Consider the following 13,025-nt stretch of genomic DNA (forward strand, 5'->3'; position numbering starts at 1 on the left):
ACTGCTGCAAAAAAGCACGCACTAACTAGTCCAGGAGGACAACAGTGGCGAAGGCGAAGTTCGAGCGGACGAAGCCCCACGTCAACATCGGCACCATTGGTCACGTCGACCACGGCAAGACCACGCTGACCGCGGCGATCACCAAGGTGCTGGCTGACAAGTACCCGGACCTGAACGCGGCCTTCGCGTTCGACCAGATCGACAAGGCTCCGGAGGAGAAGGCTCGTGGTATCACGATCAACATCTCCCACGTCGAGTACCAGACCGAGAAGCGTCACTACGCCCACGTCGACGCCCCCGGCCACGCCGACTACATCAAGAACATGATCACCGGTGCCGCCCAGATGGACGGCGCGATCCTGGTCGTGGCCGCCACCGACGGCCCGATGCCGCAGACCCGTGAGCACGTGCTGCTCGCCCGTCAGGTCGGCGTGCCCTACATCCTGGTCGCGCTGAACAAGTCGGACATGGTCGACGACGAGGAGATCCTCGAGCTCGTCGAGATGGAGGTCCGCGAACTGCTGGCCGCCCAGGAGTTCGACGAGGAAGCCCCCGTCGTGCGCGTCTCCGGCCTGAAGGCCCTCGAGGGTGACGAGAAGTGGGTCGAGTCCATCGTCGAGCTGATGAACGCCGTCGACGAGTCGATCCCGGACCCGGTCCGTGAGACCGAGAAGCCGTTCCTCATGCCCATCGAGGACGTCTTCACCATCACCGGTCGTGGCACCGTCGTCACCGGTCGCGTCGAGCGCGGCATCGTGAACGTGAACGAGGAAGTCGAGATCGTCGGCATCCGCGAGAAGACCCAGAAGACCACCATCACCGGCATCGAGATGTTCCGCAAGCTGCTGGATCAGGGTCAGGCCGGTGACAACGTCGGTCTGCTGGTTCGCGGTCTGAAGCGCGACGATGTCGAGCGTGGTCAGGTCGTCGTGAAGCCGGGCACCACCACCCCGCACACGGAGTTCGAGGGCCAGGCGTACATCCTGTCGAAGGACGAGGGCGGCCGCCACACCCCGTTCTTCAACAACTACCGCCCGCAGTTCTACTTCCGCACCACCGACGTGACCGGCGTCGTTACCCTCCCCGAGGGCACCGAGATGGTCATGCCGGGCGACAACACCGAGATGAGCGTCAAGCTCATCCAGCCGGTCGCCATGGAAGAGGGCCTGCGTTTCGCGATCCGTGAGGGTGGCCGCACCGTCGGTGCCGGTCGCGTCACCAAGATCATCAAGTGATTCACTGAATCGCTGAAGAGGGCCGTTCCCTTAGGGGGGCGGCCCTTTTCGTTATTCCTTCCCGTCGAAGGCGGGATCGACCTTCTCTTTGTCGGCGTCCTCGTCGAGCCAGTCGGCGACCGCGGTGCCGGAGATCATGCCGTCGCTGCCGGGCAGCACGGTGGAGGGCCGTTCGTCCTGGTAGGCCTCGGACATGCGGTGCGCGGTCTCGCGGTGCCGATCCTCGACCTCGGGTTCCGGAATGATCTCGCGGGCATCCTGTTTCGCGGACTCCTCGTGGATCTGCTGTTCCTTTTCACTCATGTGGCAGACCTGCCCGAACCGGGGCCGATCAAACCGGAGTGCGCACCTCGCCGGTCGTGGCGGGCACCGCGCCCAGGAACCGTCCGGAGTCGAAAGCTGCTGCGGCGGAAGGGATTTCGCCCGGTCGTCCACTGTGCAGAACCCGGATCGTGCCCGTGCCCTCGGTGGGGCGGCCCAGCGCGTCCATGCGGCGCAGGGTTTGGCCCGCGACGGCTTCGGCGCTGTCGAACAGGCGCACGCCCGCGGGCAGGGCGGCGAGAATGGATTCGATGACGAGCGGGTAGTGGGTGCAGCCCAGCACAATGCCCTCGGTTCCGGCCGGGGTGCGTTCGGCGGCGCTGGCGATGGCGGCCTCGATGGCCGGGAGATCGCCGCGGTCGATGGCATCGGCCAGGCCGTGGCAGGCCACCCCGGTCACCTCGGCGTCGCCGCCGAATCGCGCGATGAGATCGGCCTGATAGGCGCTGGCCGTGGTGGCGGCGGTGGCCCAGACCGCGACCTTGGCGCAGGCCGCGGCGGCGGGCTTGATGGCGGGCACGGTGCCGATCACCGGCACTCCCGGACCCACCTCGGCGCGGACGTGCTCGAGCGCCGTGACGCTGGCCGTATTGCACGGAATCACAATGACTTCCGCGCCCTCGCGCAGCGATGTGCGCGCGGTGTCCAGCACCCGGTCGATGACCCACTGCTCCGGTTTGGGGCCCCAAGGCGCGCCGTCGGGGTCCATCTGCAGCAGCAGGTCGAGATCAGGGCGGAGCTTCCGCAACCACGCACCGGTGGGCAGCATCCCCAGTCCGGAATCAATGAGCGCGACGATCACCTCTGCCACGGTAGTTAACGCCACACCGGTAACGCGAACCGTGTCCCATAACGGTGGCACGGCCCGAGGGCGAAGGAACGCGACAGCTGATTTCGTGAGGATCGGGGTAACTCGTCGGGTACGCCCACAATCGGTTCGGCTCTCAGCCGTCGGCACGCGTGCACGACGGTCGACGGCTCTTAGCTGTGCGCCAAAGTCGCGGGGAGGCGGAGGAGTCCGCGCATCTTCATGACCTTGCCGGTCATGCCAGCGCCGACGACCGCCACCAGGGTGCCGTTGCGGAAGTAGTGGGCCAGGAACTTGCGGCCCTGGTCGTCCACGATCCGGATCTCATCGGCCAAGCCGGGCAGCCCGAGCACCTGGATCTTCATGTCGTACTGGTCGCTCCACACATAGGGAACCTGCGGGGCGGGGACCTCGGTGCCCAGGAGCGCGCAGGCGAGGGTCTTGGCCTGTTCGCCCGCATTGGTCCAATGCTCGACGCGCTTGTTGCGGCCCGACTGATGCGGCCACGCGGCCACATCGCCGACGGCCCACACGCCGTCCACCGAGGTGCGCCCGGTCTCGTCGGTGAGGACGCCGCCGCCCTCGGCGGGGGAGGCCAGGGGGATATCCGAATCGGCCAGCCAGTCGGTGGTCGGAATCGAGCCGATGCCGATCACCACGAGGTCGGCCTCGACCACACCGCCGTCGGTCAATCGCACCCCGCGCACCGAATCGTCCTCGGTCACCAGCGTTTCCATGCCCACGCCGCACCGCAGGTCGACTCCCTCGGCCACGTGCACGCGCGCCACGAGCGCACCGACCTGCTCACCCAGCGCCGCCGCCAGGGGAGTGGGCTGCGGCTCGACCAAGACCACGTCCAGGCCCCGCGCGCGGAAGCTGGCCGCGAGTTCACAGCCGATGAACCCGCCGCCCACCACGACGGCGCGCCGCGCGGTCTCGAGGTGCTCGCGCAGCCGGGTCGCATCGTCGTGCGAGCGCAGCACATGCACCCCGGACACCTCGGGCAACCCGGGAATCCGGCGTGGGCGCAGACCCGTGGCGATCACCAGGTGGTCGTAGCCGAGCAGGCTGCCGTCCGCGAGGGTCACCTGCCGGGCGGCGGTGTCCACCCCGGTGACCGCGGTCCCCAACCGCAAGTCGATGCGCTGCTCGGCGTAGAACTCGGCGGCACGAAGCGCGGTGTCCTCGATATCCCCGCGCACGAACTGTTTGGACAGTGGCGGCCGGTCGTAGGGGGCGCGATCCTCGTCGCCGACGAGGACGAGTTCACCCTCGTAACCTGCGCGGCGCAGTTCTTCGGCCGTGCGGAGCCCCGCCAGCCCGGCACCGACAACTAGAACGTGTTCCACCGCGTGTGACATAGAGGCAACCCTAACCGTTCCGCCCGCCGCGCACCGCAGCGCTGTGGCGCGCACCACACCCATATCGCTCCCGAATCGTATCCGGGTATTTATTGATCGGGCGGTCAATCAGGAATACAACGAAGGAAGAACATTCCGCAAAGCCCTGAGGAGGCACACCATGTTCACCGAGAGCCGCGCCCAAGACGCGGTGGCCGTCGTCCTCGGCGTAGTCGCCGCCCTGTCACCCCTGTGGGTGGACACCAACAACAACGCCATGTGGTCGCTGATCGTCCTCGGCGTGCTCATCGCCCTCACCGGCCTGGCCCAGATGGCCCGGGCGGCCGGGGCCACGGCCGATTACGCCATGGGCGTGCTCGGCGTGCTGATGTTCCTCTCCCCGTGGGTGATGAACTTCGACACCTTCAGCGGGGCCTCCTGGACCGCGTGGATCGTGGGTGCGCTGACCGTGGTCGTCGCGGTCGCCGCGCTGCCACAGGTTTCGACCCGTCTGCACACGGCTACCCACCACTGATGCAGATGCCGAAGCCGCATCGAGCGGGGCGTCGCCGGAGTAAGAAGATCGACGGCGACGCCCGTCAGCTCATCCTGGATGCCGCCGAGAACCTTTTCGCGGCACAGGGATTCGATGCGACACCGACCGCGGCCATCGCCAAGGCCGCCGGAGTCCCCAAGGGGCTCGTGTTCTATTACTTTCCCACCAAGGATTCGATACTCTCCGCCCTCATGGCCGAGCGGGTGCCCGCCGCGCCGCTGGACGATATCGATGCCGTGGTGGCTCCCGGTGATCCGGCCGCCAGCCTGGTGAATCTCGATGCCGCGCTGAATCTGCGCGATCACCACTCCTCGGTGCTGCGCGTCATCATGTGGCGCGAGGCCGACACCCATCCCGATGTCCGAAAGCAGTTGCGCCGCATGCGAGACCAGCTGCTCGACGTGACGGCCAAGGTATTGCAGGCGAGTGCGCCCGCGCCGGTGAAACCCGGAACCCTGCGCGCCTGTGCCGCGGCTTGGGTGTCGGCCATGTTCGCCATCGCCAGTACCGACCGCCTGCACGCACTGGACGGTATGACGCTGCCGACCGCCGATGAACTGCTCAATGTGGCGCAGGTGGTGGCGGCGGGAATGACGCAGTTGGGCTGAGGACCAGCCCTTTTGTCCAATCCCGTTGTTCGCAAAACGGATTCGTTCACACCCGGGGCGCGGTGGGCGCGGTGAGCCGGTAAGAATGGCGGCCATGGATGCCGATTACACCGCCGATCTTGGGCGCTCGATGAACTCGCGGCCGGAGAGCTACCGACTGACCAATCCGGACAACCACGATTCGGGCAGTACCTCGAACCCGGCGCTGACCGGCTTCGACAGTGGGGCGCACGCGACGCTGAGCCGCTCGCCCGCGAGTCAGCAGGAAGTCCAGGAGCGGTGGAGTTCGTCCGGGAGTCATCGCACCGTCACCGAAGCCGAACCTGCCCAGCAGAATTCGCGGACCGAGTACCGCGGCAGCGATTTCGGGTCCGGCGAGTACGGGTCCAATCCGAGCACCTCGCCGTTCGGCGCCACCCCGGCCGCGCCGAACACCGGGTACGGCTCCGCCGATACCGGCTCCGCCCCGTTCGGCACCGCGGCCACGAACGGCAGCGCCGCGTCGTTCGCAGCGCCGTCCGGCACTGCGGGCTCCTCCTTCGGCAACCCGTCGACCACTGCGGATTCCTCGTTCGGCAGTCCGTCCACCAGCACGGCTTCCTCGTTCGGCGCACCGCCCGCGTCGTTCAGCGCGCCGCCCGCTCCATCGGAGCCGAGCTCGCCCTCGCACGCCGCCGGTTCCGTTGGCGCGCACGCGAGTCCGGCCGCGCCCAGCGCCCCGGCTCAACCCGCCGTCCGCCCCGCCGCCTCCTCCGCCACCGTCGAACCGCAGCACGTCATGCGGCTGCTGCTGGCCAGTCACGAACTCGATACCGCCGCCACCAGGGCCGAGGCCGGGGAGGGTTCGGTGGCCGAATTGGCGCGGGCCGCGCACAGCACTCGGTCCGCCGCGGTCGACCTGATCGCCGCCTGGTACGGGGGAGCGGACCATATGCGAAATTTCGCCGAGGCGCTGCTACAGGCTGCCGCTGAATCCGCCTGAGCCGCGCCGGGGATAGTCGATTCGAGCCGCAACGGCGCGGCGACGAGTCACCGTATCGGCGTGGCGTCCGGACGCGCTGTCTGTGGACCACCGTACGATCCGACCAGCCGGGAACCCGAGCGGAGCAGGAGGCGGCGGTGAGTGGAACCAGCGGAACGGCCATGCTGACGGCCGCGGCCGTGCGCGCGGCGCTGGCCGAGGTCGCGGACCCCGCCGATGCGATTCATCTGCAGCGGTTCTTCAAGACCGGGCCGGGGGAGTACGGCGAGGGCGACGTCTTCATCGGCGTGCGGGTGCCGCAGACCCGCAAGGTCGCCAAACACTTTGCCGGGCTGCCGCTTTCGGAGATCGACCGGCTGCTCGACAGCGAGGTGCACGAGCACAGGCTGGCCGGGCTGGTCATTCTCAACGGCCGTATGGCCACGGCCTCGCGCAAGCGCAAGGTCGATGTGGCGCAACAGGAAACGATCGTGGAGCTGTACCTCGCCGCCGTGTACCGGGGGCGGGTGAACAATTGGGATCTGGTCGACACCTCGGCCGAATTCATTCTCGGGGTCTGGCTCCAGGAGCGCCCGCGCGAGCTGCTTTACCAACTGGCACAGTCGGATTCGCTGTGGGAGCGGCGGGTCGCCCTGCTGACCACCTTCGCCTTCATCAAGGCCGGGGATACCGGCACCACCCTGGACCTGTGCGAGCGCCTGCTCGTGGACCGCCGCGATCTCATCCAGAAAGCGGTCGGATGGATGCTGCGCGAGGTCGGCAAGCGAGTGGACCAGAAGATCCTCACCGATTTCCTCGACGCCCACGCCGCCGAGATGGGCCGCACCGCCCTCAGCTACTCCACAGAACACCTCACACCCGAGCAGCGCGCCCACTACCGCGCCCTCCGCTGAGCCTTGGCCGAGAGCCCCTGATCAGCCAGTTCTTGTGATCCGCGACGCAGCCTCCGGCCTCCGCCGGACTTCTCTCAGCGTGAAGTCCCCCGCTGTTCATCTCCAGTTCGGTCTCCGTTAACCTAGCGCAATCATTCTGTGACTTGCCGAAAACAGACCGCAAGTCTGTATACGCGAGCGGTACCCGACATCAGTTTCGGTCCACACCCGCCGCGAGTCCACGCCACGTCACGACCCCAGACAGCCCCGCTGTCGGAAAACCCAACCACACCATGCCTTTTCGCACACTGCTCCCCCTGACGGTCCTAGCCGCGCTGATCGCCGTCCCCACCGCCACCGCCGCCGCCGAGGCCCCCATCGCCGGTGTCCCCCCGGAGCTACAGCAGCCCGCCCAGCAACTCCAGCAATCCGCCACCCAACAGCTCCAGACCCTCCCGCAGCCCCAACAGGAGCAGGTCCAGAACTTCGTCCAAACCCTCCCCGCCCCCTACTCCCAGCTGCTCCCCCCGGCCTTCCCCGACAACCTCGACGGCTGGATCCGCAACGCCCTCTGGGTGATGACGAAGTACAACATCCCGGGCAGCTACGAGGGCATCTTCCGCAACATCATGCGCGAGTCGGGCGGCAATGTGCACGCCATCAACCTCTACGACTCCAACGCCGCGGCCGGAACCCCCTCCAAAGGCCTCCTCCAGGTAATCGACCCCACCTTCCAGGCGTACCACGTGGAAGGCACCTCCTGGGACATCTACGACCCGGTCGCCAATATCGCCGCCGCGTGCAACTACGCCGCGCACCGCTACGGCAGCATCGACAACGTCTTCTCGGCGTACTGAGTCTCCCCGAACGAATCGGGCCGCCGTGTCACCGACACGGCGGCCCGATTCTGTTGTCTCCCAGTATCAGAACTGGATCTTGAGGTGGTCGGTGACCGGGCGGGCCTGGCAGCCGAGGATGTAGCCGTTGGCTATGTCCTCGGGGTCGAGGATTTCGGCGTTCTCCATTTCGACGGTGCCCTCGAGGACGGTGCAGGCGCAGGAGCCGCATTCGCCTTCCAGGCAGGAGTAGGGGACGTCGAGGCCCTTGGAGAGCATGATGTCGACCAGGGTTTGGCTGCGGGGCCAGGTCATTTCGTGGGTTTCGCCGTCGAGTTCGACCTCGACGGTGGCGGCGTCGGCGGCCTCCTCCTCGGAGATCTCGGCGGGGGCGACATCCGCGAAGGGGTCGCCGGAGAGGGAGTTGAAGACCTCGGCGTGGGTGCGGTTGCGGGGGACGCCGAGTTGGGCGAGGGCGTCGTGCACCCGGTCCATGAACGGTTTGGGGCCGCACATGAAGGCGTGGAAGTCGGTGTAGGGGCGGGTGAGCGTGGCCAGGGCATCCGCGGTGGGCAGGCCCTGTAGATGCTCGAGCCAGTGGATGACGGCCAGCCGCTGCGGATGCTTGTCGGCCAGCTCGCGTAGCTCGTTCACGAAGATCACATTGTCGTGGTCGCGATTGGCGTACACCAGTACGACGCGCGAATTCCCGCGCGCCAGCGCCGATTTCAGGATCGACATGACCGGGGTGATACCCGATCCGGCCGCGAAGAGCAGTAGATCCTGATCGAGATCCTTGGGTGTGAAAACCCCTGAGGGCGGCAGTACTTCGAGGCTGTCGCCCGGTTTCACGTTGTCGCACACCCAGTTCGAGGCGTACCCGTCGGCGGTGCGCTTGATCGTCACCTTGGGCGCGTCGTCGGTGTAGGGCGAGCTGGCCAGCGAGTAGCAGCGCGCCACCGATCCGGTCAGCTCGCTGGGAATGCGCAGCGTCAGGAATTGGCCCGGCTGGTAGTGGAAACGTTCGCGCAGTTCCTCGGGAACGTCGAATACCAGTGAGCAGGAATCGGCCGTCTCCTCGATGACCGCGGAGACCCGCAGCACGGCCGATCGCGAGCTGTGCGGTACGTCGACGGTGGTCATAATGTCCTCTCGAACCCGGCGCTGTGTGCCCAAACTAGAACGTGTTCTAGTTTCATAGTACGTGGCTGTCGCGCTGTCGGACAAGCTGAGCCTCGAGCCCGGCGATCAATACGTCCATGGCGAAGTCATAGGAGTATTTCCCACGCAGGTCCGACAGATGCTTGGTGGCCCGTTCCACCGCCTCCGGCAGCGCCCGTTCATCGTGCAGCACCGAGCGATCACGCGGATTCACCCGGCCGCGCCCGAACAGGTAGGTGTGGATGGTCGCGTACGCCGAGAGCACATTGCGGTCGTCGAATCCGGCCTCGAACAGGATCTCCATCAGCGCGGCAATGAGATCGAGCTGTTTGCCCAGCATCTGCTCGATGAGCACGTCGCCGAGTCCGGGATGCTTGCGCAATTTCTCGTCGATCTGGTCGATGAGATCGCGCAGCCGGTGCTGCCACGGACCCGAGTCCGGCGCGGGCTTGCGCACACCCGTCAGCGCGGCGGTGGCGACCAGATCGAGCAGCTCGCGCTTGTCGGCCACGTAGTAGTACGGGGCCATCGGTGAGACGCCGAGTTCCCGGGAGAGCCGACGCATGGATAGCTTCTCCACGCCGTCCTGACGGACCACCCGCAGGGCCGCCTCCACGATCTCGGACTCCGAAAGAGTGTTGCCGCCCCCGCTCGACTGCATGCGTCCGACTCCCATACCACCTCGACCATTGCGGGTACGGCTGTCCGTCCCTGGCTGTTCAGCTGCTGTTTTCCATCCGCAGTCTAGAGCGCCGGGCGCGGCGGCGGTCCCGCCACGTGGAGGTAGGGGCATCGATAGGGGCGGGCGGCGCGCGGGGCGGCGCGCCGATCATGGTTGCTGGCTGTGTGCTGACCTAGCATTCCAGGAATGCGCCATGATCGCCTTCCCGATGGTTTCGGGGTGCGAATCGATCCCAGGGTGCGCACTTACTCCGGTGGACGTTTCCTGGTCGGCGGCTCGCCGACCGGATTGTTACGGCTCGCGCCGGAGGCTGCGGCCCGGATCGGTGACGGCTACCTCGAGGTGACCGATCAGCTGTCGGCCCGCGTCGCCAGACGGCTGCTCGACTCCGGTGTGGCCAATCCGCGCCCGCGCCTGCTGCCCTCGGTGCAGGACGTGACGGTGATCGTGCCGCTGCACAATGACGCCGCCGGAGTGGAACGGCTGCTCTCGGCCCTGCGCGGCCACACCGTGATCGTGGTGGACGACGGCTCCGACCGTCCGGTGCGCATCCCCGCCGCACCGGGCACGCGGCGGCGCGTGACGGTGCTGCGCTCGGACCGCCGCCGCGGCGCGGTGGCCGCTCGCAATCTCGGATTGCGCGCCGCCACAACCGAATTCGTGGCCTTCCTGGATCCCTCCGTGGTGCCGCGCAGTGGCTGGCTGGAGGTCATGCTCGGCCATTTCAGCGATCCGAAGGTGGCGCTGGTGGCCCCGCGCCTGCTGGCCATGGACCCCGATTCGACAATGCTCGCGCGCTACGAGCACACCCGCGCCTCGCTCGACCGCGGCCGCCGCGAATCGGCGGTGCGCTCGCGCGGCCCGGTCCCGCATGTGCCGAGCACCGCGCTGCTGGTCCGGCGGCAGGTGCTCGTGGCCGAGGGCGGTTTCGACGAGACCATGACCGCCGGGGCGGATGTCGACCTGTGCTGGCGACTCGAGCGCGCGGGCTGGCGGCTGCGCTACGAACCCGCCGCCCGGGTCGCTCACGATTGCCCGACCACGCTGCGAAAGTGGTTCGCGCACAAGATGTCCGAGGGCGCGGGCGTGGCTCCGCTGGGACAGCGCCACGCCGGTATGGCCGCCCCGCTGGCGGTGCCGATCTGGACGGCCGCGACCGCGCTGCTGTTCGCGACGCTCACGCGCAGCGGCCTGATCTGCGGCCTGCTCACCCTGTCGGCCACCCTGACCCGGCTGCGTCGGGTATTCGTCGAACTCGACAATCCCACCCGCGTCTCGGCCATCTACATGGCGCGCGGATTCTCCGGTGGCCTATGGCGTTTGGCGTCCTCGATGTGCCGTCACTACTGGCCGGTCACGCTGCTGGGCATGCTGTGCTCGCGCCGTATCCGCCGGATCGCGTTCACCATGGCGCTGGCCGACGGCCTGGCCGACTGGTTCACCCACCGCGAGTCCGGCGGTCTCGATCCCGCCCGCTACCTGGTCTGCAAACGCCTGGACGATCTGGCCTACGGCACCGGTCTGTGGCGGGGCGCGCTCAGCGCGCGAAGTACCGTCGCGCTACGGCCGTCGCTGCCGCCCACCTGATCCCGCGTCTATTCGGCAACCCCCATTTACACCGATTCCGGCGCGGACGGCGCGGGATTGGCCGCCCGCCGCGGCGTGGTGGCGAAACCCGAGGCCCCCGTAATGCAGCCCAGCTCACATTTTGCGGGTGGCCCGTCGCGGTGTGACCTGTCGGACAATGAATCCGCTTCGGGGTTGTAGCAGCACCTTCGTCGGTACAGTTTGTGCCCGAAGGGAAAGGCAAATGGTCAGCAATCTCGCAGGTGGGAGCCCCTCCCAGCATGGCGCCGAATCGGGCTCGCAGCTCGGTGCGCTGGAGGCCTATGCCACTCAGGCCCACGGGTATCTGAGTGTGGGCACCGAACAGCTGGGTCAGCTGGCGGGTTTGCTGCGTCCCATGGTCCTGGAGTCCTGGTTGCGCAGTCTGCGCGGCGGCGTCGATCCGATGGACGACGGTGACGGTCGTGGTCTGAGAGGCGCTGACCTGCAACGGTATCGGGACAACCATCCGATTGCCGCCGTCATGCCGCTGGTGGACAAACTGCTGTTGGGCGATGCCACCGGCTCGGGGCTCATCGTGGTGGTGGCCGATCAGTTCGGCCGGGTGCTCTCGGTGCACGGCAATCCCGATCGCGTGGCCGCCGCGGCCGAGGCCGGATTGCGCGAGGGCAACGATCTGTCCGAGCGCCGGGTCGGCACCAATGCCGTCGGCCTGGTGGTGCGCACCGGCCGCGCTGCCTGGATTCACGGCCCGGAGCATTTCCTGCACCGCATGCATCAGATCACGGGAGCCGCTGCGCCCGTTCATGATCCGGATGGCCGCTTGGTCGGCGTGCTCATGATCGCCGGTGGCGTGCGGGTGGCCCGGCCCGAGATTCTGGCCCTGGTGAAGGCCGCCGCCACCGCCTCGGAAATGGATCTGCTGCTCGCCGCGGTGCGCTCGGGCCAGGATCGGCGCGGCGGCAGCGGCGCGAACGCGCCCGCCCCGGAACGTCTCGGGCTCGAGGTGCTGGGCCTGGGGCAGCCGCAGTTGACCGTCGCTGGTGAGCGAGTTCCGTTGTCGCAGCGGCACGCCGAGATTCTGCTGTTGCTCGCCGAACATGTCGAGGGCCTCAGCGCCGACCATCTGGCGCTGCTGCTCGACGATGCCGATCTCGACAATGCCACCATTCGCGCGGCGGTCTCGCGGCTGCGGTCGGTGGTGGGCTCCAAGGTCTTCGGTTCGCGTCCTTACCGATTGCTGGTGCCTATCGCCACGGATGTGGAGGCATTGCGCAATGCCTTGGATTCCGGGGATGTGGAAACCGCCGTCCGGCTTTATTCGGGTCCGGTTCTGCCGCGTTCGACGGCTCCGGGAGTTATAGACATTCGCGATGAATTGCGCGTTCGATTGCGCACCGCGGTGCTGCGTTCCGGCGAGACAACGGTATTGAGCCGCTGGACCGCGGGCGCGGAAGGGCGTGACGATGCCGCCGCCTGGATCGCGTATCGCGCCACGGTTGATCGCGATTCCCCGCTGTATGCGCAGATAGAGGCCAAGATTCGCGTCTTGGATCGGCGCATGGGCGCGGATGCAACGCAGATGCAACGTTTCGGCTCCTAATCTCCACATCCGAAAGCACGGTTAGTCACATCTGACGACCGCAGTGTGGCGGTTCCCACATTCGCAGTGGCCGCCACGGTCCCGCATGGGCCAACTAGACGCTCGTCCAACTTTTTTTCAGGAAAAAGTTCCGTTTTATTCGACCACCGCCTAGTCTTCGCCATACATGGACCGCATCCATGTGACGTAGGGAACAGTGCGGCCGGTTTTTGGACAGCGTCCAGACGTGGCCGCGTGAGTTGGAGGAACAGCTAGAGCAGTGGGATCCGCAGCCCGGCCGGTGATCTGAACCAGATCAAGGGCACGGTCGGGAAATCCGCAGTCGATGTCACGCGTGGACGCCGGTCGGGCGTCGCGCTTCTGTCGCATTCCGTGGTGGTTTCGCGGCTCGGGTATCGGTACGCCGGTGCTGGAGCCTGATTTGTGCTGCCCGAAAAACGTTCGGCCGCTTGACT

Annotated in this window: 13 protein-coding genes; 8 read left to right on the plus strand and 5 right to left on the minus strand. The window is 67.2% G+C overall.

Going from position 1 to position 13,025, the window contains the following annotated elements:
* The first annotated feature begins 44 nt into the window (after positions 1 to 44).
* Complete coding sequence (gene tuf, locus ACIBH2_RS14800; protein ID WP_397117544.1) at positions 45 to 1,235, plus strand: elongation factor Tu; 1,191 nt, start codon at positions 45 to 47, stop codon at positions 1,233 to 1,235.
* Between the two features lie 51 nt (positions 1,236 to 1,286).
* Here the strand turns inward: tuf and ACIBH2_RS14805 are convergent, their stop codons facing one another.
* The 3 genes from ACIBH2_RS14805 to ACIBH2_RS14815 form a co-directional block, all read right to left on the minus strand.
* Positions 1,287 to 1,538, minus strand: coding sequence for a hypothetical protein (locus ACIBH2_RS14805; protein ID WP_397117546.1), 252 nt, complete (start codon positions 1,536 to 1,538; stop codon positions 1,287 to 1,289).
* A 28-nt stretch (positions 1,539 to 1,566) separates the two neighbouring features.
* Complete coding sequence (locus ACIBH2_RS14810; RefSeq protein WP_397117548.1) at positions 1,567 to 2,358, minus strand: glutamate racemase; 792 nt, start codon at positions 2,356 to 2,358, stop codon at positions 1,567 to 1,569.
* Positions 2,359 to 2,537: 179 nt separating this feature from the next.
* Positions 2,538 to 3,725: an NAD(P)/FAD-dependent oxidoreductase gene (locus tag ACIBH2_RS14815; protein WP_397117550.1), complete on the minus strand. Its 1,188-nt coding sequence runs from the start codon at positions 3,723 to 3,725 to the stop codon at positions 2,538 to 2,540.
* A gap of 160 nt (positions 3,726 to 3,885) precedes the next feature.
* On the opposite strand from ACIBH2_RS14815, the gene ACIBH2_RS14820 reads away from it, so the two are divergent.
* The 5 genes from ACIBH2_RS14820 to ACIBH2_RS14840 all read left to right on the plus strand — a co-directional run bounded on the left by ACIBH2_RS14820 (position 3,886) and on the right by ACIBH2_RS14840 (position 7,579).
* Positions 3,886 to 4,239 carry an SPW repeat protein gene (locus ACIBH2_RS14820; protein WP_397117552.1) on the plus strand — a complete coding sequence of 118 codons (354 nt, stop codon included), beginning with the start codon at positions 3,886 to 3,888 and terminating at the stop codon, positions 4,237 to 4,239.
* Positions 4,239 to 4,868, plus strand: coding sequence for a TetR/AcrR family transcriptional regulator (locus tag ACIBH2_RS14825; RefSeq protein ID WP_397117554.1), 630 nt, complete (start codon positions 4,239 to 4,241; stop codon positions 4,866 to 4,868). Before ACIBH2_RS14820 ends, ACIBH2_RS14825 begins: the two co-directional genes overlap by 1 nt.
* A gap of 94 nt (positions 4,869 to 4,962) precedes the next feature.
* Positions 4,963 to 5,850, plus strand: a complete 888-nt coding sequence (locus tag ACIBH2_RS14830; RefSeq protein ID WP_397117556.1) for a hypothetical protein — start codon at positions 4,963 to 4,965, stop codon at positions 5,848 to 5,850.
* 161 nt (positions 5,851 to 6,011) lie between these two features.
* A complete protein-coding gene (locus ACIBH2_RS14835) occupies positions 6,012 to 6,743 on the plus strand; it encodes a DNA alkylation repair protein (RefSeq protein ID WP_397120751.1) in 732 nt (243 codons plus the stop codon).
* Between the two features lie 272 nt (positions 6,744 to 7,015).
* Positions 7,016 to 7,579 carry a transglycosylase SLT domain-containing protein gene (locus ACIBH2_RS14840; RefSeq protein WP_397117558.1) on the plus strand — a complete coding sequence of 188 codons (564 nt, stop codon included), beginning with the start codon at positions 7,016 to 7,018 and terminating at the stop codon, positions 7,577 to 7,579.
* 66 nt (positions 7,580 to 7,645) lie between these two features.
* On the opposite strand, the gene ACIBH2_RS14845 is transcribed toward ACIBH2_RS14840, so the two are convergent.
* Together ACIBH2_RS14845 and mftR2 are read right to left on the minus strand one after the other, a co-directional pair.
* Positions 7,646 to 8,701 (minus strand): 2Fe-2S iron-sulfur cluster-binding protein, encoded by a 1,056-nt coding sequence (locus ACIBH2_RS14845; protein WP_397117560.1) that lies wholly within the window; start codon positions 8,699 to 8,701, stop codon positions 7,646 to 7,648.
* 52 nt (positions 8,702 to 8,753) lie between these two features.
* The gene (gene mftR2 / locus ACIBH2_RS14850) at positions 8,754 to 9,380 is read right to left on the minus strand and encodes a mycofactocin system transcriptional regulator MftR2 (RefSeq protein ID WP_397117562.1); all 627 of its coding nucleotides are present in this window, start codon (positions 9,378 to 9,380) and stop codon (positions 8,754 to 8,756) included.
* Between the two features lie 207 nt (positions 9,381 to 9,587).
* Here mftR2 and mftF point away from each other — a divergent pair, with 207 nt between their 5' ends.
* Together mftF and ACIBH2_RS14860 are read left to right on the plus strand one after the other, a co-directional pair.
* Positions 9,588 to 10,988: a mycofactocin biosynthesis glycosyltransferase MftF gene (mftF, locus tag ACIBH2_RS14855; RefSeq protein WP_397117564.1), complete on the plus strand. Its 1,401-nt coding sequence runs from the start codon at positions 9,588 to 9,590 to the stop codon at positions 10,986 to 10,988.
* 223 nt (positions 10,989 to 11,211) lie between these two features.
* Positions 11,212 to 12,570, plus strand: a complete 1,359-nt coding sequence (locus ACIBH2_RS14860) for a GAF domain-containing protein (RefSeq protein ID WP_397117566.1) — start codon at positions 11,212 to 11,214, stop codon at positions 12,568 to 12,570.
* Positions 12,571 to 13,025 lie beyond the last annotated feature (455 nt).

This window comes from Nocardia sp. NPDC050406, from assembly GCF_044459025.1.
Taxonomy (GTDB): Bacteria; Actinomycetota; Actinomycetes; order Mycobacteriales; family Mycobacteriaceae; genus Nocardia.

What these genes read in the sequence shown, in the direction of transcription:
- ACIBH2_RS14815 (WP_397117550.1), bottom strand. Translation starts at nt 3,725, where the DNA reads ATGTCACACGCGGTGGAACACGTTCTAGTTGTCGGTGCCGGGCTGGCG.
- ACIBH2_RS14860 (WP_397117566.1), top strand. Translation starts at nt 11,212, where the DNA reads ATGGTCAGCAATCTCGCAGGTGGGAGCCCCTCCCAGCATGGCGCCGAA.
- ACIBH2_RS14825 (WP_397117554.1), top strand. Translation starts at nt 4,239, where the DNA reads ATGCAGATGCCGAAGCCGCATCGAGCGGGGCGTCGCCGGAGTAAGAAG.
- mftF (WP_397117564.1), top strand. Translation starts at nt 9,588, where the DNA reads ATGCGCCATGATCGCCTTCCCGATGGTTTCGGGGTGCGAATCGATCCC.
- ACIBH2_RS14840 (WP_397117558.1), top strand. Translation starts at nt 7,016, where the DNA reads ATGCCTTTTCGCACACTGCTCCCCCTGACGGTCCTAGCCGCGCTGATC.
- ACIBH2_RS14835 (WP_397120751.1), top strand. Translation starts at nt 6,012, where the DNA reads ATGCTGACGGCCGCGGCCGTGCGCGCGGCGCTGGCCGAGGTCGCGGAC.
- ACIBH2_RS14830 (WP_397117556.1), top strand. Translation starts at nt 4,963, where the DNA reads ATGGATGCCGATTACACCGCCGATCTTGGGCGCTCGATGAACTCGCGG.
- ACIBH2_RS14845 (WP_397117560.1), bottom strand. Translation starts at nt 8,701, where the DNA reads ATGACCACCGTCGACGTACCGCACAGCTCGCGATCGGCCGTGCTGCGG.
- ACIBH2_RS14820 (WP_397117552.1), top strand. Translation starts at nt 3,886, where the DNA reads ATGTTCACCGAGAGCCGCGCCCAAGACGCGGTGGCCGTCGTCCTCGGC.
- ACIBH2_RS14805 (WP_397117546.1), bottom strand. Translation starts at nt 1,538, where the DNA reads ATGAGTGAAAAGGAACAGCAGATCCACGAGGAGTCCGCGAAACAGGAT.
- mftR2 (WP_397117562.1), bottom strand. Translation starts at nt 9,380, where the DNA reads ATGCAGTCGAGCGGGGGCGGCAACACTCTTTCGGAGTCCGAGATCGTG.